Origin of the sequence: Agrobacterium genomosp. 2 str. CFBP 5494 (assembly GCF_900013495.1) — a bacterium.
GTDB classification, from domain to species: Bacteria; Pseudomonadota; Alphaproteobacteria; order Rhizobiales; family Rhizobiaceae; genus Agrobacterium; species Agrobacterium pusense.
Genome location: NZ_LT009719.1, coordinates 2,004,052 through 2,024,017 on the forward strand (window position 1 = coordinate 2,004,052; position 19,966 = coordinate 2,024,017).

Below are 19,966 nucleotides of genomic sequence, written 5' to 3' on the forward strand. Positions count from 1 at the left end.
CAAGGGTAACACTTCGTTTAGTTGTTTTGTGAAATCTAAAATACGCAGGTTCCAAGGTTTTATCGGTGGAGCCGGTAGAACAAGCGGACCCGTCACGACCTGCCCTGCGGTTCGAAAAAGGCACCCGCTTGTCGCCCTATGAGGAGGGGCAACAGCTACCCGCGATGTTTCATCATATGGTTCCCCCGGCCACCCGTGCGGCGGCAGGAGGAGCGCTTGCCTTGAGGCCGTTCATGTCATTCCTGAAGAATACCAAGATAAAAACGAAGGTCGTTTTTGTCATCTCGCTGATGAGCCTGATGTCGCTTTCCGGCATAAGCTATGTCAGCCTGCAATATAAAAGCACCGATAATGTCTATAGTGATTTCATCGGCCACGAGGCCCTTGCTGCGGTGCTGAACGCCAGAACAAGCGGAAATCTCAATGCGCTCGGCATGCAGATGCTTCGCGCCAGCCTCAACGATCCGGCCAGCAGCGATTTCGAAGCGGCCGTAAAGACCTTCAGGGCAGATCGCAAGCAGCTCGAGGAACGCCAGAACAAGATCATGGAACTCGTGCCGGCCCGCACGGACGCCGCGCGGGACATCCTCAAGGGTGTCGTCGAAGTCGAGGAAATCGGCAATCAGGTCATTTCCCTCATGCAGGCAGGACAGCGGGCCGAAGCCCAGCAGATGGCGCTTAACGTCCTGCGGAAAATCACCGAGGTTTCGCCGAAAATCAGTGCGGGTAACGAACAGCTCATCCAGGTCATGAATGAGGGCCGGGAGCGCCTTACCGCAAGCACGAATACGACGATCTGGACGGGTGTTGTCACACTCGCACTCATGTCTCTGGCCGTGATCGCGCTTGGCCTGCTCATCTCGTCCCGCGGCATTACCACGCCGATTGCACGCCTTCGCGCCCGCATGGAAGCGCTGGCGGCGGGGGATACTGCAAGCGAAATCGTCGGCATGGATCGCAAGGATGAAGTTGGCCAGATGGCCGCAACCGTTCAAGCGTTCCGCGAAAGCGCAGTGGAGCGCCTGCGGCTCGAGGCTGAAACGGACGCGAACCGGTCCATGTCCGAAAAGGATCGGATCGAGCGGGAGAAACAGAAGGCGCAGGAAGCCGCCGACGTTCAGTTCGCGGTCAACAATCTTGCCACCGCGCTTTCGAAGATCGCCGAAGGCGATGTCACTTACCGCATAGCGCAGCCGTTTGTGCCGAGCCTGGACGGTATTCGCGGCGACTTCAACAGGGCCGCGGAACAGCTGCAGTCGACGCTCAACCAGGTGGCGCAGAATGCCCGTGGCATCGATTCCGGCGCAAACGAAATCCGCGCAGCGGCCGACGATCTGGCGAAACGGACGGAGCAGCAGGCTGCGGCGGTAGAGGAAACCGCTGCGGCGCTGGAAGAGATCACCACGACGGTGAAGGATTCGACCAAACGGGCGCAGGAAGCGGGACACCTCGTCAGCCGCGCGAAGATCGGCGCCGAAAGATCCGGAGACGTCGTGCAGAAGGCCGTTGCCGCGATGGAACAGATCGCGACATCCGCGAATGAGATTTCCAATATTATCGGCGTTATCGATGAGATTGCCTTCCAGACCAACCTTCTGGCACTGAATGCCGGGGTGGAGGCTGCCCGTGCGGGCGAGGCGGGCAAGGGCTTCGCCGTTGTCGCGCAGGAGGTTCGCGAACTGGCGCAGCGTTCCGCAGGCGCCGCCAAGGAGATCAAGAACCTGATCACGACCTCGAACGGTCAGGTCCAGCAAGGCGTGCAGCTCGTCGGAGAGACCGGCAAGGCATTGGAACTGATCGTCACGGAAGTGCAGGAGATCAACCGCCACGTGGCGGCGATTGCGGAATCGGCACAGGAACAGTCCTCCGGTCTCCAGCAGATCAATACGGCCGTGAACCAGATGGACCAGGACACCCAGAAGAACGCCGCAATGGTGGAGGAGAGCACCGCGGCAAGCCACGGGCTCGCACGCGAGGCGTCGTCGCTCAACCGGCTGATCGCCCAGTTCAAGCTGTCTGAAGCCGGTTACAGCGAGGCTTCCGCGCCCGTGCGAACCGCTTCGTCGGCCGACAGACCGGCGACCTCACCGGCCCGCGCCCTTGGCGGCCGGATCAGGGCGGCGTTCTCCGGCAACGCGGCACTGAATACGACAACGGATAATTGGGAGGAGTTCTGATACCCACTCTGCCTTCACGCCCTCCATGGCGCTGAAAGCACTATTCCAGACAGGGGCACCGGGGTCGGGTTTTTAGCCTGAGCCCGGTGTTCTGCTTTTCGGGACGGATCAGCCTGCCACTGCGCCGTGGCTACTCGTTGCCATTCGTCGTCATGCTGGTAAGGTTTGCCGCCATTGGGCGGTGCCTGGGAGGGGAAGACATGATCGCAGCCTATATTGATGAATTCATCATGTTCTGCGTCGGCCTCTGGATGACGCTGGTGGGGTTCGGATATCTGTCCCTGTCGGGAAATCCTGCCCACCGGCCGCCGGTGGCGCGTCACTTCAAGTGGATGGGCCCCATGCTGCTTATGATCGCGCTCATTCTGGCCATTGCTTCCTGATCCTTGAAGGTTGTCGTGTGGCGGCACTTTGCCTTTGGCTCGTTTTGCGGTAACAGGGAGCCATGATCAAAGCATCGAGTACCACCTGCATCTAGCTCCCGCCGCAGCGCGAGGAGCATCGGACGAGAAGCCAGCCGGCTTTTCGCCTGGTGTCGGCTTGCCGCAAGGCAAGCGAAGCGAAGACATGCAGTGAGATTACTCAATGGAAAACTATTTCGAAAGCCCGTTCCGGGGCATCACGCTCGACAAGCAGGTAAAGAACCCAAACCTCCTGGTCGGAAAATACAGCTATTATTCCGGCTATTATCACGGCCACAGCTTTGAAGACTGTGCCCGTTATCTGTTACCGGATGAGGGCGCGGACAGGCTGGTCGTGGGGAGCTTCTGCTCGATAGGTTCGGGCGCAGCCTTCATCATGGCGGGCAATCAGGGCCATCGCAATGAGTGGATCAGCACCTTTCCCTTCTTCTTCATGCCCGAAGTGCCGGAATTCGAGAATGCCGCAAACGGCTATCTGCCGTCCGGCGACACAGTCATCGGCAATGATGTCTGGATAGGCTCGGAAGCTGTCATCATGCCCGGTATTACCATAGGCGACGGCGCCGTGATTGGAACGCGTGCGCTGGTGACGAAAGATGTCGAACCTTACGCTATCGTCGGTGGCAATCCCGCGAAAACGATCCGCAAGCGTTTCGACGACGACTCGATCGAGCTGCTTCTGGAGATGAAGTGGTGGGATTGGCCGGCGGACCGGCTGAAAGCCGCGATGCCACTCATGACCAGCGGCAATGTTGCGGAGCTTTATCGGTTCTGGCGGTCGGATAGCTCCCAGCCGTAAACGAACGGCCAGCCCGTCTCATCGAGGCGGGCCGGGCCTTTCCGAGGGCCGGACATGTGGGTCAGCGTCGCCGTCAGTAAGCGGTGTAGTCAGCCCCGGATGAACGACCAAGACAGCTCCGTATCATCCTGCAAATCCATCCTGTGGAGACATCACGGCGGATTTCATAGTGATCAGGCCGCCGAATGAGGTCGCGCGGTGCGTGATCGCAGACGCCGGAGCCGGACTTCCATCTGTCTCCTCGCCTGACGGCGACCGACATTCCTTCGACCCACGCCGTAATCGCGCCGTCATTGTCTCCCAACCGTGCACGGCATTCGCCGAGTTCTGCCCATACCGCCGAATAGTCGGGATCCTGCCGGATAGCCTCCTGCAGGTGATGCGCTGCATTTTCGAACTGCCCCGCTGCCGCCAGAGCCTTCGCGATTGAAAAGCGCAGAAGGGGGCTGTCCCTCCCATCTTCCAGCATCTTCATGAGTTTTGTTATCATCGTTGTCCCGGAGCAATGGTGAAACACCATGTATCGGTACGATCTCAAGCGCAGTTGAGGTCAAGCGGTATTTGGCGCGCTCTTCCTGCATGGGCCCTCATGCGAACGCGTCCAATGACGACGCGCGCCCTCCGTCAGGATACGTCGCATCTCTCGCCATCGCCGAGTTGAAATGACCACAGCCTGTGGGTTAAAGCACGGATGTCCCTAAAGAATGGACACGATTCCCCAGAATTATGGGTTTGCATGATCCCCGTCGCATTGCCCTCCGTCGAAGCGTTGCTTCTCCTTGCCTTCTTTCTCATCACGACCCTTGTGTGGGCCGTCTGGTCACTATGGCTGTTGGTTCGATACATGGGCGGGCGCTGGAAGCGCCCGATGATCCTGTCTTACGGGCTGGTGACCGCGGTTGCGCTTTTCACGCTTTTTCGGTTCGGTGAATTTTATCTGGAGATGAGCGCTTACGACAGGGAGAGAGCAATACGTTATCAGCCGGAACTTCTGGAACCCGCACGTCTGGGCGGGATAGATATGCCCAAGGGTACGAAGCTCGAACTGGCCATTGCCGACAACAAGGAGGCCTTCGATAGGGCCGTGTTTCCGCATCCGGTGCGGATCGCGGATATCGACGCCGTTGAGATCGCCCGTTATATCGCGATAAAAACCAATGAAAATTACGAAACGATCGGTTTCACCCCAGGCGACATGCGGATAACCGGTATTGGCGTGACCACGCAGAGCGACTGGCGTTGTGATGCAACGCAGCCCGTGGAGTTCGATCTCATGGCTGATGGCAGCATCTCTACCTTCAGCAAATGCATTCTCGCCGATGGCAATGTCGTTGACGGTATCAGCCTGCCGAAAGGCACCTCCCTGCGGGCCTCCACCGGCAATGTTTACACCGATGGCTTTGTCGATTCCGACAGATGGGTTCTCGATATACCGACTGGGCAGACCATTCACATCGATGACTTCGATCTTTCAGAGGTAACGCTTGCCTTGAACGGCGAGCGAAAGCTCCACGAAATCAGCAGAGGCACTCTGTCAAAAGATGCCGCTCTTGGAACGCTTTACCATCCCGCTGGAACCAATATTCGTTATAATCCCCGCCATCTTCGCAATGACTACCCAGACGCATGGCTGATAATTCCGCCTCTGCCCGATCCCGGTGCTCCGCCGGTTCCATCGCCGGATATCGTTCAGAGCAGGGATGGCGAGGTTCTTGCGAATTGAGCCTGCGGCGAAGACCTGCAGGTGTCCCGCCTTGCCCTACCAGCCGTAGCTGAAGGTCAGGCCGCTGCCGTTATTGCCGTCCTGCACGACGTTGGTATCCGTGTTGCGGCCGTACTGAAAAATGCCATAGGCATTGTTGTTGCCGTTCTGCTGCAACGTCGCGGAGTGGCCGACGCCCCGTTGCCGGATAAAGCCGAGATTGCCGCCGCCGTTCTGGGCAATGCCGGCGGCGTTGCCGCGGCCGAGCTGGCGGATATCGGCGTCCTTCACGCCACGGTAGAGCGAATAGGCGCGGAGGCCCGTCGAAAGCAGGTCGCCATCGGCGGCATTGCCGGGTGCGAGATCGAAGGAGATGCGACCGCCGGCGTGGGCCGGTGCCGGAGAACCAAGAGGTGCGAGGCCCCCGACGAGCAGGGTAACAGTCATGAGTTTCAATATGTTGCGCGTCATTCTTGATCTCCATCCGTCAGCGCCTTGCCGATGATCGAACATCGCATTTCGCAGCTGAACCTGATCGGAACTGCCCGTTCACACGTTGTTCAGTCGCTCGGCAGCATCGAAAGAAAAGGGCGCCTGAAGCGGCGCCCTTCACGGGGATAATTTACGGGCATGTCTTGGCTTAGTCGCCATCAACCTGCTTTGTGCAGGTGAAGCTCCGGCCATCGATAACCATATCGAGCACCGCCTTATAGCGGGCTCCCTTCGCATCGAGCGTTACCGCGCTCAGCAGTTGCGGACGTCCGGCTGCGGCATCAAAGTCGCCGCCCTGATTGATCACCGAATGTCCGCCGCTTCCCGATTTTTCGACGTGAAAGCCGTACGTCCCGCCGGCAGTGACATCGGCTCCGGCAAAGGCCTCCAGGTTCACCATGCCCGCCTGCGACGTTGACCTGATCTCGCAGACGTTTCCAGCCGTCGACTCCCGTGCGGTCGATATGGCCGCAACGGTGCCGGCGGGAAGCAGTGCCAGCGCAAGGATCGCCGCCAGGCGGCGCTTATGACTGATGCTGTGGGGCATGGCTGGTCTCCCGGATGATCTGATGTTTCGAGCGCGACCGGTTACACGTCGTGCGGCCGGTCAAGGGCAGGCTTGCACGAAGGCGGCGACATTGTCGTTGCCGCCCTGGCTCACATTGGCGCTGCATCCGCGACCTACCTGGACACCGGCCGCGATGTTGCCGTTGCCGTCCTGCGTGAGGATGGTGGTGTGATTGGAACCGAACTGGCCGATGCCGGCCACGTTGCGGCTGCCGTTCTGATAGGTGGAGCCGTAATTGTCGTGCCCCTCCTGGCCGACAGCCGAGAGGTTATGCCGGCCATATTGATGACCGACAATCCGGTTGTAGCCGCCGTTCTGGTACGTGCGGATCCGGTTGCCGTAACCCTCCTGTGCACCGCCGGCAGAATTGGACCAGCCATATTGTTCGATGCGCACATCATTGGCCATGGCGGGTGCCGCGGCAGCGAAGCCGACGAGAGCGACGAGTGCACTTGCAATGAAAGACTTCCGGATCATGACGTGTCTCCTCAGGCGGATGGACCGCGGTTGAACGTCCCTGTTTTAGAACGTTCCACCGGAACGGAGGCTGAAGGCGTCATTCAGTCGTGGTTCATTGGCCGAAGCCAATAGGCGCCGGCATCGCTGAAATTTGTCTCCACGTTCATGCGGTATCCTGACGGAACCGGAAACGCCTCTTCAGCGCCATATATCTGTCAGGCCGCCCGAAGCTCCGTGCACAGGATCGGTCTGCGGCTTCGGCAGGGATCTGATCCGCTCAAGCATGTCAGCGCTGGCGGAGGATGTTTGAATATCGGCTTCCTGCCCGGGCGGATAAGCACCCACCACTTGAAAATCCGGGGAGGAGTCCAGTTTCATATGGCCTGTCCCGGCGGGCAGGATCAGGCAGTCACCGCGGGCAACATCGAGAATTTGCCCCTCAGGCCCGCCGATCTGCAAGGTCGCTTCGCCACGTCCGACGCCCAGAACCTCGTGTGCCCCGCTGTGGTAATGGTGGTAGTCGAAAACGCCGTTGCGCCAGATGCCGCTCCATCCGTTGCGGGAAAATGTCGCTTCGAAATCCGCGGAATGAAAGTCCGCGCCGACATTGCGGTAAATGATCACGGGAAAGGTCTGGTTATTGGGGACCTGTCCGCTGGGGCCGAAGGTCAGTTGCTCGGTTTTCATGGCGATGCTCCTCATGACCGTTTCTACCGCGAAAAATGCGGACCGAAATCTGGCGGCGCATTTCAGCCGCCCAGGTCATAATAACTCCGGGGAGCGGGCAGTTCCGCAATGTCTTGACGAAAACAGCGGTTGCGGCGGTCTCAAGCCCGGCGAACCGGGCTTGAGACGTTTTCTGGCTGGTTTACTCGGCCGTCGCCTGAATATCGACCTTGTCGAGAAGACCCATCGGATTGTCGGAAGCCGCAACCAGGTCGAAGACCCCGAGGCCATTGACGCCCGTGGATTTGACTGTGACAGTCAGGGTTCCAGGTGTGCTGATGAAGCGCACCAGCGCCTCCACCGCGCCTTGCAGCTTCGGCTGCTCCGCCGCCACCTGCTGCAGCATCACACTCGCCACCAGCGTCAGCGTGCCGCGCACCTGATCCTCGGTCATGTCGTTCTGCAGGGCATAGAGCTTGATCGCCTTGGCCATCAAGCCTTCGTCCTTGACGGTGAGCTTCACCTCACGGCCGGCAAGCCCGAAAAGCGCCGCCTGCGCGCGATTGACGTCGAAGGAGAAGAACTCCTCCGTAAAGCCGCTGACCAGTCCGGCAAGATTGACGCTGCCGAAATCCCTGCTGCTGAGCGAGATGTCGCGGATCACCAGATTGCTGTTCGGCTCGTCCCAGCCTGCGGAAAGGCCATAGGAGAAAGCCAGCGTCTCGAGACCCAGCTTGCGGGCCTCCACGAAAACGTCCTCCGTCGCGTCTGCCGGGATCGGAAGTGTGAGGTCGTCCTGCCTGATCTCTATATCGGTCGGAATGCCGTTGAAGGGCTTGGTCAGCCCCATCTCGAAATTCTTGAGCGTGAACCTGATGCGTTCCGGCGTGCCGGTGGGTTCTTCCTCCGGCTCTTTCGGCGCGGCAATATCGACGTTGATGCCGCCGACGCGCACCCGGCCAAGTTCCGGTATCAGGCGATTGAACTGAAAGGTCTCGATCTCGGTTTCATCGAGCGCGATGATCTGGGAGATACCCTCGATCGTCGAACTCCAGTCGAAACCCTTGAGGCTTGCTTCGGCCACTTCGATCTTGCCGTCGCCGTCACCGATCGACAGACCGTTCAGGCCGAAGTCGAGCTTGCGGCTGTCCATCTGCATGTCGATGCGGTCGATGGCGGCCTTGACCCTTTTGCCGTCCGCTCCCTCTTTTTCATCCGGTGCGTCGGCCTTGAAGCCGATGAGCTGCATGTTGCTCCTGCCGATCATGTCGAGGATGGACACGACCTTGGCAAAAAGCGCCTGGCGTTCCTCCGGCGGAAGCTGGTCGGGATCCTTGGTGACCGTCAGTGCCTTCAGTGTGTCCAGCAGCGGTTCGGATGGCATGCGGGCAGTAAAGCCATCGCTGCGGATCTCGTCATAGCTGAAACGGCCATCGCCATCGGAAAATGAAACCGTCTTGACGGAAAGCGGCCCATAGAGAGGTTTTGCCTCCTTGTCGTCAGGGCCGGCCTTTTCCGTATAGAGCCGCGCGAGATAAGCGACGTCGATGCCCTGACCGGCGATAACGCCGGTCGACACCGCCACATGCTTGTCCTCAATCGCGCCGTCGCCGTCGGGAAGCTGCATCTTGATGTCGTAGCTGCCCTTGTCGATGGAATACCGGGCGATACGGCCACCTGCGATCTCGAAGAGGACCAGGTTGCTGTAAACCGTCTTCTGCTCGGTGGTCGCGACCGACTGGCTCAACGTCAGCTCGGGCGTGGAGATGCGCGTCGCCGCGAAGCGCTCGATGCGGCGGGGCAGGGAGCCGCCGTTTCCTTCCGCCTGTGCGGACTTCTCGAACGCCGCATTCTCGATGCGGGCATGCGCCATGGAAAGCTTGCCGGTGGGCACATCCACATCGATGTTGCTCATGTCCAGCGCGCCGTCCAGAAAGGGCAGCTTCGGACGACCGTCAATGGCGGCAATGCGAAGGTTCTTGCCATCTTCGAGAGGCAGCGTCAGATCGCGAACATGAATTTTCCCGAGGAAATCGACTTCCACGGAGCCGGCAGTCGCGCCGCTGCGCGCAACCAGTTCCTTCACCTTCGCCTCGTAGAAGGTCTTGCCGCCGATGACACCTGCGGCCGCAACGGCGATAATTGCCACCGCCGCCCATAGCGCCCTGCGCCGACCCTTGCCGGTATGGCTGTTTTCCTGTTCCACGACGTTGGTCCTCTCTCACAGACTGATCATATTGCGCGCCTTTTAAGCACGCAAAAGTTGCTTAGCAAGAGGTGATCGACGCCCGTGAAGGCCGCGCTACATCCAGACCGTCAACGCCATGCCGGCCACCACAGGTGCGGCGCCAGCGCAAGCGTCGGGCGAAGGGGCAGACGCGGCCTCACCGGCAATCAGCTTTGGGTGGGCAGGGCCTGGAATCCGCCGCGTCACGCGCCATTGATGATATTGCAGATACCCTCGCGGATCACGTTCTTGTCCGCGATCTGCCCTGCCTGAATGTTGAAGACGGCGTCGATCCGCACAGCCGCACCCTTTTGCCGGGCCACCACCCGCAGCGTCTGAATTCTGCCGCTGCCGCTGGTCTCCTGGTGCGCATCGATGGACGAAAGCGCCTTGTTGATCTGGATGCCCGAAAAACCTTCCGCCGCCACGGCCTGGGCGAGCTTCTGAAGCACGGCCGGCGCCTTCGCCTTCGGCAGCTCCTGCCAGGACTTGTAGGAAACAGCCGTCACCATCGGCACGCCGGAGACGGTGAAATTCTTCTCGCAGGAGGCCGCGAAAACGGGGCTCGAGAAGGTGATCAGGCCAAGAGCCGCTATGAGGTATTTCATTTCGAACAATCCAATCGTTGGTGAAGGCTGACGACAACCGGCCGCGTCAGAAGGTTGACCGTTTGCCTCTGTAGGTGGAGGGCGGCGGCAGAGCCTCATGGGCTTGCGCAAGCGTTTCGAGCCATGTGGCCAGCCCTTCGGGAACCTCTTCATTGCCCGCCTCAAGCGCCTCGATCCAGGAGAGTTCGCATTGCAGCGCGGAGGCGATGTTGATCGGCGTCCAGCGAATGACCCGCAGGCATTGGTTAAAGCGTTCTGGCGACATGATGATTTGATTTTTCCCCGTCTTTTTCCCGCCGAAGCTCACCCACCGGGCGGCGGGAGTCAATTGCTTTTTTGCAACTCTCGATGGCTTGTTTCACTTCCCGACCCGGATTTGCCGGATGATAAACTTAGCTGATAGACTAAGTTTTTGCTTGTGCCGCAAAGATGGAACATGATAGTTAGCGATATGGCTAAGCATCATCCAGAGCTTTCACTCATCTTCCAGGCTCTTGCCGATCCCACACGGCGGGCAATTCTCGCTCGCCTCGGCAGCGGGCCGGCGCAGGTTACCGCATTGTCCGCTCCCACGGGTCTGCGCTTGCCCACGGTCATGCGCCACCTCGCCGTGCTTGAGGAGGCGGGGCTCATCGCCACATCCAAGGATGGGCGCGTGCGCACCTGCGCAATAGTACCTGAAGCGCTGGAGCCGGTGAGAACTTGGCTCGATGAGCAACGGGCCGTGTGGGAGAGCCGGCTTGACCGGCTGGAGGCATTTGCAGTTCACGCCATGAAGGAGGAGGAACAATGACAACGAAACCCGGTCAACAAAGCCCACACGCTGAACCGCATCTGCCACAAGACCGTTTTGCAGCGCTCAGCTTCGAACGGGAAATTGCCGTTCCGCTATCGGCTCTCTGGCAGGTCTGGCTCTCACCCGCCGCCCGGGCGGTGTGGGCCTCTCCCTCACCCTCGGTGACAGTGGAATTCCTGGAGGCGGACAGCAGGCTGGGCGGTCGCGAAGTGTCGCTCTGCAAGGTCGCCGGCCAACCGGATATTCGCTGTGAATGCGGCTGGCTGGAGCTTCAGCCAACCCGCCGCAGCGTGAATTACGAGGTGGTCTCATCCGACGGCGTAACCCAGTCGGCAGCGCTGGTGACTGCCGATTTTCAGGCGGCGGAAGAGCGTAGCCGCTTGACCGTAACGGTGCAGCTTTCCTCATTGGCCGAGGATATGCGCGATGGCTATCAACAAGGTTTCAGCGCCGGTCTCAACAATCTGGCCAGCGTGGCCGGGCGAACCATGGTGCTGGAGCGAACGATAAAAGTGCCGCGAAACATTGTCTGGAAAGCCTGGATGAATGAAAAGACGCTGCCGCAATGGTGGGGCCCGGAAGGATTTTCCTGCCGCACGAAGAGGATTGACCTGCAGACCGGCGGTGAATGGGTCTTTGACATGATCGGCCCTGACGGCACAGTCTTCCCAAACCATCATCGTTATGTCGAGGTCCGGCCCGAAGAGAGGATCGCCTATACGCTGCTGTGGGGCGAAAACGGGCCGAAACATGCCGACGCCTGGGCCTCCTTCGAGGATCAGGATGGCGCGACGAAAGTTGTGCTGGGCATGGTGTTCAGCACGGAAGCCGAGTTCCAGCAAGCGAAGGGTTTCGGCGCCGTGGAGCTGGGTCAGCAAACGCTGGGCAAACTGGAGCGCTTCGCCTCCTCAGAAGCCGTCCTTTCGCTCTGAGAATGTTGTTCCGCGTTGTACGCAGCAACTGGACCCGCTTGAGCCGCGCAGGGAGGCGCGATAGAAATCACCAGAACAAGGGGTGACGGAGATCGTTGGCAGGCCGCGCCGTGATAAGGCGACGGTTATAGTCCATCCGATCAGCGAGGTATGGGCAACTGTCTACAGGTGAGCAAGTTTGCTACGCCCGGGCGAGGCATGGCTCTGACGCATTTTTCATCGGGCATGAGAAGGAGCGGCCTCGTTTAAACTGAAAAGCTAGGTCTGTGGCATAAAGGCCTGAGGTTCACCTATGGAGGCCGAACATTGTTTTTACGTTTCCACAGCGTAAGCGTCCGGTTCGATGTATGTCGTCACTTCCAAGCCGAGCACGGAGATCGTCAGCGGCGAGGTGCGTGCATCTCCTTAGCATCCGCAGCTCTTTGTGCCCGCTTACGCTGCTGACCTCTATCACGTTCAACCGCCGTTCGAACAAGCGGCTGACACCTTCATGGCGTAGATCATGGAAGCGCAACTCCTTTATGCCAGCAAGCGCCAACAACCTTCGCCATGCCTGTTCAAGCGTCCCGGCTCGCATTGGAAATATAGGAGATCGATCTACGCCCGGATGTTCCTTCCATGCTATCAATGTATCAAATGCGCGCTGTGACAAGGGAACATCACGACCGGAACCTTTTTTGGTAAGAGCGAGCGAGAGCACCCGGCGATTGTGCGAAAAATGTGTCCACATTAATCCAAGAAGTTCGCCACGGCGCATCCCGGTCTCGATTGCGACGATCAACAACGTGCACAAGAAAGGTATTTTTCCGATGTCGCAAGCATCAAGTAGTCGTTGCTCCTCACCGGGTGCAAGACGATGGCTCCTCTCGTATCACCGGACGACGCACCATCTTTGCCACGTTCTTTGCGAGCGGTAGACCCCAATCCCGAATTGCGACTTCAACGACGTGGCTTAAGCTAGCGAGCTCGCGGACGGTGGTAGATGGAGCTACACTCTGAAGCCGCTTATCCCGGAACGACGCAATGTCCTGCTGGCTCAGTCCGATCATTGTCCTGTATGCGAGTTCGTGGCGACGGAGCACGTCGATCCGCTGTATGTCTTAGACGGAACCGCGCTTCAGAGGCGACACTTCGCGCTGGTAACGTTCGAGAAGCTGCCCGAGCGTTGTGCTTTCAAGGATTTTCGTGTCAGGGGCAGCGCCGAACCTATCGACCTGTGCTTCGAGGTCGCGTGCCCACTTTTCCGCTTCGAGCTTCGTGTCGAAGCTCTTGCAACGCGGCTTCATACCGCGCCGACGCACCTGTGCTTGCCAGCGCCCTCTGAGTTTTCTGATTGTCGCCATGGTGATCTCCAACATGAATTGTTGGTGATGCGTAGGATACCCCGACGAAGGGGCCAAGGATTATCCCGGCGCAGCAATCACACGCATTAACTGCAATCAAAAATCATAGGCGATTTATGATTGAGCGCCTTGCACGCGCGGCGTCAGTATAGTTTGATATGCATGGGTAAAGGGTATTGCGTATGCGTGGATTACTTCGCTTTGTTAGCGCCAGCGTCATTTTGGTGGTAACTCTTTCCGGAGCATTTGCCGGAGAGAGAACATTCGGCCCTTTCGCTGTAAGTGACGCAAATCCGAACGTAATTGCTTTGAATGGCGATATCGACGTCAATTCAGGTCTAAATTTTCGTCGCGCGATTCAAGCAGCACCAAATGCGAAGCTTGTCACCCTCAATAGCCCCGGTGGTAATGTCCAGATGGGCTTGCTCATTGCGGACGATATCCATCAACGCAAGCTGGCGACCTACATTCCAAAAGAAAGCAAGTGCTTATCCGCCTGTGCGTTCGTCTTTCTCGCCGGTAATGAACGGAAGGTCGATGGAGCCTTGGGTGTTCATCAGATTTCGTCCGACTCGCCGGACCTCGTAGGCGCACAACTCGCGATCTCGGACATTATCGAAGTCCTCAATCGCTTTGGGACGCCCGTGGACGTCATGCATGTCATGTTTAAGACGCCGCCTGATGATATGCATATATTCAGCCAAGACGAGGTGGATAAATACAAGCTCAATCGAACGGCGCAGGAGCAATCAACGACGCCGACGATTGTCGACGTTCCCGTTGCAGTCGCTGGCCAAGATAGTGACCAGAAACCAAGTGATGCTGATCTTCTGGGAGATGGTGGCACATCGCCGCCTGCGCCAGACTCAAAACAGCAGGCGAAACTGTCGACCCTCGACGAATTTACCAAGCGACCCAATCGCATTGCCATCTACACCGGGCTGGACCTCTTCGGAGATGACATCTCATCGCAGCGTGTCGCCGACGCCAGCGAATGTGCTCAACGTTGCCTGATTATGAACGGCCAGTGCAAAGCTTTTACATACAATGCCAACCCGAAAATCAAGAGAGGCCCGAACTGCTTCCTGAAATCGAACGCGGGACGAGCCGATGGAAATAGCGTTGCTTTCTCAGGTCGCTTTCTAAGTGGAGCCGAAGCAGATCCATCTGCCATCACGCTTGGAACGATTGATCCGCAATCAGCGCTGTTTGACGAGGTAGATCTACCCGGTGGTGATTTATCCCGGCGTCCAGAACGTTCGGCGAAGACTCCTCTGGAATGTCGTCTGGCTTGCATCGACGAGAAGCAGTGCGTGGCCTTCACGTATATTAAGCCGAAGAAGGAATGTTGGCTGAAAGGCGCGGTTGGAACGCCCATGCCGGGCAAAGGAATGGTATCCGGATTGAAAAAGCTGGAACGGTTTGCACCCGCCAAGATCATCAGCTTGGACTGAAGCGGAAACAAGAGCATGCATGCTGGAGCCGACCGGCCAACACTCACGCAAGTCCAGATAATCCAGTCGCTCGCCGAAGCGCTCTCTTGGTTCGAGAAAGAGATCAGTTGAGGCGTTAGCCCCGGCGAGCTTAATCACCTGACGGGGCGCATTGGGGAACTGTATGCGGCGATGATAACTCGCGGCCAAATGGCCCTCGATACTAATCAGCGCGGTTATGACGTTGTGTCAGCTTCGAATGAACGAATATCGGTCAAAACTATCACCAGCTCCACTCACGTCGATTTCAATCTGAACACGTTTCATCATGTGGATCGCGTGATGGTCCTCCGGGTCAACATCGATGACGACAAAGGGGTATCCGTGGAAGAGCTTTTGGACGCACCGGTAGACGCCGCTCGTCTACTTATGCGGGGACAGGGCGGTAAGCTCGTTTATCCAATCAAACGCGGAATCAGCGAAGAACATCCCGTTGAGTCGCTCGAAATAGCCGGAAAAGCCTCTTACTCCGACTTCGAGATTGTAAAATATGAAAACGGTGCAATTCGTATTTTTCGACACGGAGAACCGCAACAAGTCGTCGTCAAAGAAACGCTACGTTCGGTCGCGGCGGAAATCGGTATCGATTTATTCAACTCGAAAGGCGGATTGAAAAATACACAGCAACTCGGTGCTGATGTCATTCGTGCATTGAACGCTATAGGTGATCTGTAGAAAGCATGCGCTGACTGCAACCAGCGACAATCCCGAGAGCGTTATGATCGCAGTCGTGATTTCTTTAGATATTTGTTGCCCGTGCAGGACGAAATGAGAAGGGTGACGTCCATATTGAACATTCCAAGTTTTCTGACGATGTGGCGCGGTGAGAATTTTTTAAAAGATAGATGCCAGTGTCGAATCTATCCTAGGGTTGTAGCGCTTCCGATGAAAGAATGTGAAAAATGCCTTTGAATCTTTTTTTGGATACCAACATATGGCGTTGTCACGTTGTTCGACTGAGGCCGGACGAAGCGCTTTCAGTTAAACTCAGGCAGTTGCGCAGGTCACGGCCTTCCAGTGCGCCATGGCGCGGATCCGATGAATGTGGGTTGCGAGGGCGGAGTGTTTTTGATGCGACGGGACGAAATGATTTCTAACCGCTGAAAACACGGGGACAAATTGTTGCAGACTGCCGACGGATCGGAAGCCCTGCATCACTCGTTCTCGTTTTCGCAGCGGCAGATGGGAATTTTCCGCACGGTTGTTAAGGCCCTTGTGTGATCTATGTTCAATGGCCGGCATCACATCTCGCTTTGCCGCCCCGTATGAACGCAGTTTATCGGTGACAATCCTCTTTGGCGCGAGGCCTTGCTTCTTCAGCAGCCTGATCAGCAATCGCTTGGCAGCCTTGGTGTCTCGACGGGTCTGCACGATCTCGTCGAGAACATATCCGTCCTGGTCGACGGCTCGCCAAAGCCAATGCTTTCGCCCGCCGATCGTTCACGACCACTTCGTCCAGATGCCAGATATCCTCTCACGACGGCGTCTTTCTGCGCAGTCGCTTTGCGTAGGCCGCACCGAATTTCCGGCCCCAGCGCCGGATCGTTTCGTAGGACACGACGATGCCGCGCTCCAGCAGCATTTCTTCCACCAGCCGCAGGCTTAACGGGAACCGGAAATACAGCCAGACCGCATGGGCGATGATCTGCGGTGGGAAACGGTGGTTCTTGTAGCTGATGGTCGGCGTGCTCATCACGTCCGGTTATCCGTCAACCGTTAAGCCACGAACAACGTGACAACGCCGTTGGACAAGCTTACTTAATGCTGTCTGCGTATCGCAGGATATGCATAGCGGGTTCTCCCAACCAAAGATCGAGCTAAAATGGACGAGTGACATTCTCGACGTGTTATTTCGCCATCTACGCCACTACCGAGACGACGATCGAATTCTTCGCGTACTCCATGACGCGCAGGGGTGGCCAAACCTTTTGCCGCTAAGCTGATGACTGCGTTTGCGCGGGGGAGGGGCTACGGTTCGATCCCCATCAAGACCATGAGCATTTCCTTTTCAATCTGGGAACTCAGGATGCCATCCACCCGCCGTCGACGAATAGATTGTGGCCGGTGATATAGGTCGCCTCGTCACTCGCTAGGAAAAGGGCAGCATTGGCTACGTCGTCCGGAGTACCCAAGCGTGGCCAAGGCGTCCGGGCATTGGAATAATCCATCCATTTCGGCTCGACCGCCCGGCCGCCCTTACCCGTCAATATCTTGCCGGGGGCGACGGCATTCGAGACGATGAGGTCTTTCGCATAGTCGGCAGCTATCTGCCTTGTCATATAAGCGACGCCAGCCTTGCTGACGCCATAGGCGAAGTCTTCCGGTGCGCTGATGTGGCCATGCTGGGAAGAGATGTGAACCAGACGCCCGCGAACCTCGCCGACGACTTCCTGTTTCAGCATCTGCCGGACAGCGGCGCGAGCGCAGAGATAGGCGCCCTTCAAGCTGACATCCATCACCCGATCCCAATCGGCTTCCGCTGTTTCGACAAGTGGCTTGCCGGCGCGCAGCACGGCATTGTTGACGAGGATGTCCAGTCGGCCGAAGCGAGATACGGTCTCCGCCACCATGGCGTCCACGTCACCTGCACTGGAAACGTCCGTCTGGACGAAGGCAGCTTTTCCACCCTCTTCCGCGACTATGTCGCAGACAGGCCGTCCGCCTTCAATGGCATCCGTCGTTATGTCCGCAACGATGACAGCGGCACCGTGGTTTGCAAACTTGCGGGTGATGGCGCGGCCGATGCCTGAAGAGCCGCCAGTGACAATGGCCACCCGGCCGGCAAGGCGTTGTGTCATGGAATTATCTCCGAAGCGTTGAAGGTGGGGCTGAAACGGTCGAGCCAATGCAGCAATTCATTCGCTGCCTGCTCGAGAGGGGTTCGGCGGTGAGCCGAAACCTGATCGATCTGTCGGTTATCGAGGGCAGGCCGGTCCTTGGGGTAACCGTAGCGAACTGAGGGGCGCTCAGCATCAATGCCGAAGCGGAAACCATCGATCTGCTGCCCGAGCACCTCACACCAGTCGATCAACGTCGTTATATCGCCACCGCCAAGATTGAAGAGTTGGGGTGCTATCGTTTCAGCAAGAAGCACATCGGCGATCCGCTTTGCAGCATCGCGTGAGTAAAGCCAATCGGCGGGGACAGCGCGTGGCAGCAAGCAAGGTTCTCCTGCACGCGCCTGCATGGCTATCTGGTGATGTGGGCTTAGCAGGCCTCTCGCATCCGTTGCGTGCTCCCAGGGGCCGAAAAGCGGGCCTAGCCGGATGATGCGCAGATCAAGCCTATTCAGATAAGCAAGCCTGTGCATGGCGCTTTCGGCGGCATGTTTGGAGATGCCATAAAGGGTTTCCGGTTGCGGTACGCTTCTGGCTTCGCAGAACCGGCCATCGACAGTCGGCGCAGCAGAACCATAAGCGGAAATCGAAGAGAGATAGACGATCCGCTCCGCTCCGATCTTGCCTGCCGCGCTCATCAGCCGGCAAGACCCGGCGATATTCACGTCGATGACCGTATCCGCGTCCCCGCGCTCCCGCTCCACGTCGGGCGTTATCGCCGCCGCATGAACGATATGGGTGATGGTGTTTTCATGGACGACTTGGGCGATGTTTTGGCTGTCGCGGATGTCGAGATAAGTGAAAGTCACCCGCCCGGCCCAATCGGCGTCGGGAAAAGGCGGAGATGCACGATCGCCACCGATGACGGTGATATCGCGCGACACCAGTTCCTCGCAGATAGCGGAGCCGACGAAGCCGCAGGCACCGGTGACGAGAACGACAGGGCTCGGCAATCGATCCGTCATTGTGCGAGCCCCGCATAGTGGCTGCGAAGCGCCTCGGTGATCTCTGCGGCCGCCGAGGATGCATCTTTGCCTGCGCTTCGCGATGCTGCTGCGGTTTTAGCGGCAAGTTCTGCCGCATGACTGCGGCGTAGATCCGCCAGTCTGCCACGCCGATAGCGCTCGGCTCCATCCACCATAGTCATCAGCACGTCCGAGCCAAGTCCTCGCGCAATTAGCGCGTCCAGGAGCTCGGTGTCGTCATCCAGATAGACGCTCCGCAGTCGGGAGAGGTCCAAGGCCGTGAGATCCGCCTTCATACCGGGAGCAAGTCGGCCGGTATCCGTGACGAACATGGCGCGGGCACCCGCCTCGGCTCCCATCAAAAGTGTTGAGGCCGCATCGAATTTGTCTGCCATCGGGTTGCTACGCGCCAGTAGGCCGCCAAGCCGTAATTCTGAAAGATAGTCTTCGCTGTCCTGAAGTGCGCAATTGTCGGTGCCAAGCTCGACGTCAAGTCCTGCGGCCTTCCAGCGGGCGATGTCGGGAGGGCCGTTGCCAAGCCGCATATTGGAGCCGGGATTGCTGACGATGACAAGACCCATCCGGGCCGCGTCGGCAATGTCGCTTTCAGCCGCCTGAGCGAAATGGGCAGCGCTTGCGCGTGTTGCGAATACGCCAAGTGATTGCAGCCGGTTGAGAACACCTTCCGGATAGAGGGTTTTCACGCACGCCGCCTGGGCCGGCGATTCCAGCAGGTGAAAGTGCAATCCGAGGCAGCGACGTGTCGCATCCTCTGCCATTGCCCGCCATGCCGCATCGCTGACCCATTGAGGACCGGCAGGGCCATAGGCCAGAGTGATTGTCGGATGACCGGCAAACTCTTCGCAAAGCCGCGCCATCAGGCCGAGGGTTCCCTCCAGCGACAGCCAGGCCGGGCGTGCCGACTGCAGCAGAGCCTGCGCGTCTGCCGAAAGACCAGCGCTGAAGACGTTCTCGTCAGCAGGCGGATAGACGAGGCCACCGCGATCGGCATAACCGACGCAAACGGTCGCGCGCAGGCCGGTTTCGACATAGGCGCGGATCGATGCGCGTAGTTCGGCTTCGTAATCACCGGAGGCATAACTGTAATTGGCGTGCAATGTCGCGGTAACGCCGTTTGCCAGCATCTCCTCGGCGGCGAGCCGGGTTACGGCGTATGCATCCGGCGCCCCGCGACCACGCCTGCGTGCGATCCATGGCTCAAGTTGATCGTCGGGATAGCCAAGCTGGATCTGGCTGAGACCTCGACCATGCTGGTGGGCGTTGACGAAACCCGGCATGAGGATCGCATCGGGAAATTGCTCTCGCTCTGCCGAAGTGTGGCGGGCGGCAAGATCCGTGGCCAATCCGATATCCACGATCTGGTCGCCCTCGATGGCGACCGCACCCTTTTTTATGATGGTGATGCCAACCGGAGGGTCTGCTCCGGCAGCAACGAAATCTGCCTCAAGCAAGCGCATGT

The 19,966-nt window shown here is 58.5% G+C and carries 19 protein-coding genes and 2 pseudogenes; 8 read left to right on the top strand and 13 right to left on the bottom strand.

Annotated elements, in window-relative coordinates; genetic code table 11:
• Positions 1–233 precede the first annotated feature (233 nt).
• The 3 genes from AGR2A_RS24120 (at position 234) to catB (ending at position 3,398) form a co-directional block, all read left to right on the top strand.
• Positions 234–2,177: a methyl-accepting chemotaxis protein gene (locus AGR2A_RS24120; RefSeq protein WP_004444865.1), complete on the top strand. Its 1,944-nt coding sequence runs from the start codon at positions 234–236 to the stop codon at positions 2,175–2,177.
• Positions 2,178–2,377: 200 nt separating this feature from the next.
• Complete coding sequence (locus AGR2A_RS24125) at positions 2,378–2,560, top strand: hypothetical protein (protein WP_044459299.1); 183 nt, start codon at positions 2,378–2,380, stop codon at positions 2,558–2,560.
• A gap of 202 nt (positions 2,561–2,762) precedes the next feature.
• The gene (gene catB / locus AGR2A_RS24130) at positions 2,763–3,398 is read left to right on the top strand and encodes a type B chloramphenicol O-acetyltransferase (RefSeq protein WP_034496527.1); all 636 of its coding nucleotides are present in this window, start codon (positions 2,763–2,765) and stop codon (positions 3,396–3,398) included.
• A gap of 73 nt (positions 3,399–3,471) precedes the next feature.
• Here catB and AGR2A_RS24135 read toward each other — a convergent pair whose 3' ends face one another.
• Complete coding sequence (locus AGR2A_RS24135; protein WP_234797324.1) at positions 3,472–3,888, bottom strand: tetratricopeptide repeat protein; 417 nt, start codon at positions 3,886–3,888, stop codon at positions 3,472–3,474.
• Positions 3,889–4,134: 246 nt separating this feature from the next.
• Between AGR2A_RS24135 and AGR2A_RS24140 the strand changes: the two genes are divergently transcribed.
• Positions 4,135–5,121 carry a hypothetical protein gene (locus tag AGR2A_RS24140; protein ID WP_072492931.1) on the top strand — a complete coding sequence of 329 codons (987 nt, stop codon included), beginning with the start codon at positions 4,135–4,137 and terminating at the stop codon, positions 5,119–5,121.
• Between the two features lie 36 nt (positions 5,122–5,157).
• Here AGR2A_RS24140 and AGR2A_RS24145 read toward each other — a convergent pair whose 3' ends face one another.
• From AGR2A_RS24145 to AGR2A_RS24175, 7 genes are all read right to left on the bottom strand, one after another.
• Positions 5,158–5,571 carry a curlin gene (locus AGR2A_RS24145; RefSeq protein WP_072492930.1) on the bottom strand — a complete coding sequence of 138 codons (414 nt, stop codon included), beginning with the start codon at positions 5,569–5,571 and terminating at the stop codon, positions 5,158–5,160.
• 169 nt (positions 5,572–5,740) lie between these two features.
• Positions 5,741–6,139 carry a curli-like amyloid fiber formation chaperone CsgH gene (csgH, locus tag AGR2A_RS24150; protein WP_072492929.1) on the bottom strand — a complete coding sequence of 133 codons (399 nt, stop codon included), beginning with the start codon at positions 6,137–6,139 and terminating at the stop codon, positions 5,741–5,743.
• Between the two features lie 60 nt (positions 6,140–6,199).
• Positions 6,200–6,637 (bottom strand): curlin, encoded by a 438-nt coding sequence (locus tag AGR2A_RS24155; RefSeq protein ID WP_004444848.1) that lies wholly within the window; start codon positions 6,635–6,637, stop codon positions 6,200–6,202.
• 180 nt (positions 6,638–6,817) lie between these two features.
• Complete coding sequence (locus AGR2A_RS24160; protein ID WP_072492927.1) at positions 6,818–7,306, bottom strand: cupin; 489 nt, start codon at positions 7,304–7,306, stop codon at positions 6,818–6,820.
• Between the two features lie 181 nt (positions 7,307–7,487).
• Positions 7,488–9,491 carry a hypothetical protein gene (locus AGR2A_RS24165; protein ID WP_080823394.1) on the bottom strand — a complete coding sequence of 668 codons (2,004 nt, stop codon included), beginning with the start codon at positions 9,489–9,491 and terminating at the stop codon, positions 7,488–7,490.
• A gap of 224 nt (positions 9,492–9,715) precedes the next feature.
• Positions 9,716–10,120 (bottom strand): hypothetical protein, encoded by a 405-nt coding sequence (locus tag AGR2A_RS24170; RefSeq protein WP_004444843.1) that lies wholly within the window; start codon positions 10,118–10,120, stop codon positions 9,716–9,718.
• A 46-nt stretch (positions 10,121–10,166) separates the two neighbouring features.
• Positions 10,167–10,385, bottom strand: coding sequence for a hypothetical protein (locus tag AGR2A_RS24175; RefSeq protein ID WP_004444840.1), 219 nt, complete (start codon positions 10,383–10,385; stop codon positions 10,167–10,169).
• 186 nt (positions 10,386–10,571) lie between these two features.
• On the opposite strand from AGR2A_RS24175, the gene AGR2A_RS24180 reads away from it, so the two are divergent.
• Together AGR2A_RS24180 and AGR2A_RS24185 are read left to right on the top strand one after the other, a co-directional pair.
• Positions 10,572–10,913 carry an ArsR/SmtB family transcription factor gene (locus AGR2A_RS24180; protein WP_006700642.1) on the top strand — a complete coding sequence of 114 codons (342 nt, stop codon included), beginning with the start codon at positions 10,572–10,574 and terminating at the stop codon, positions 10,911–10,913.
• Positions 10,910–11,848 (top strand): SRPBCC family protein, encoded by a 939-nt coding sequence (locus AGR2A_RS24185; RefSeq protein WP_072492925.1) that lies wholly within the window; start codon positions 10,910–10,912, stop codon positions 11,846–11,848. Before AGR2A_RS24180 ends, AGR2A_RS24185 begins: the two co-directional genes overlap by 4 nt.
• A 358-nt stretch (positions 11,849–12,206) precedes the next feature.
• Here AGR2A_RS24185 and AGR2A_RS24190 read toward each other — a convergent pair.
• Positions 12,207–13,191: pseudogene (locus tag AGR2A_RS24190) on the bottom strand (tyrosine-type recombinase/integrase); the annotation flags it as partial.
• 182 nt (positions 13,192–13,373) lie between these two features.
• On the opposite strand from AGR2A_RS24190, the gene AGR2A_RS24195 reads away from it, so the two are divergent.
• On the top strand, positions 13,374–14,645 hold the full coding sequence (locus tag AGR2A_RS24195) for a PAN domain-containing protein (protein WP_234797323.1): 1,272 nt from the start codon (positions 13,374–13,376) through the stop codon (positions 14,643–14,645).
• Positions 14,646–14,834: 189 nt separating this feature from the next.
• Positions 14,835–15,359: a hypothetical protein gene (locus AGR2A_RS24200; RefSeq protein WP_201736447.1), complete on the top strand. Its 525-nt coding sequence runs from the start codon at positions 14,835–14,837 to the stop codon at positions 15,357–15,359.
• A 312-nt stretch (positions 15,360–15,671) separates the two neighbouring features.
• On the opposite strand, the pseudogene AGR2A_RS24205 reads toward AGR2A_RS24200, so the two are convergent.
• The 4 genes and pseudogenes from AGR2A_RS24205 to AGR2A_RS24220 form a co-directional block, all read right to left on the bottom strand.
• Positions 15,672–16,390: pseudogene (locus tag AGR2A_RS24205) on the bottom strand (IS6 family transposase).
• Between the two features lie 315 nt (positions 16,391–16,705).
• A complete protein-coding gene (locus AGR2A_RS24210; RefSeq protein WP_072492924.1) occupies positions 16,706–17,482 on the bottom strand; it encodes an SDR family NAD(P)-dependent oxidoreductase in 777 nt (258 codons plus the stop codon).
• Positions 17,479–18,486, bottom strand: coding sequence for an NAD-dependent epimerase/dehydratase family protein (locus AGR2A_RS24215; protein ID WP_072492923.1), 1,008 nt, complete (start codon positions 18,484–18,486; stop codon positions 17,479–17,481). Before AGR2A_RS24215 ends, AGR2A_RS24210 begins: the two co-directional genes overlap by 4 nt.
• A complete protein-coding gene (locus AGR2A_RS24220; RefSeq protein WP_201736446.1) occupies positions 18,483–19,958 on the bottom strand; it encodes an amidohydrolase family protein in 1,476 nt (491 codons plus the stop codon). Before AGR2A_RS24220 ends, AGR2A_RS24215 begins: the two co-directional genes overlap by 4 nt.
• Positions 19,959–19,966: the final 8 nt, after the last annotated feature.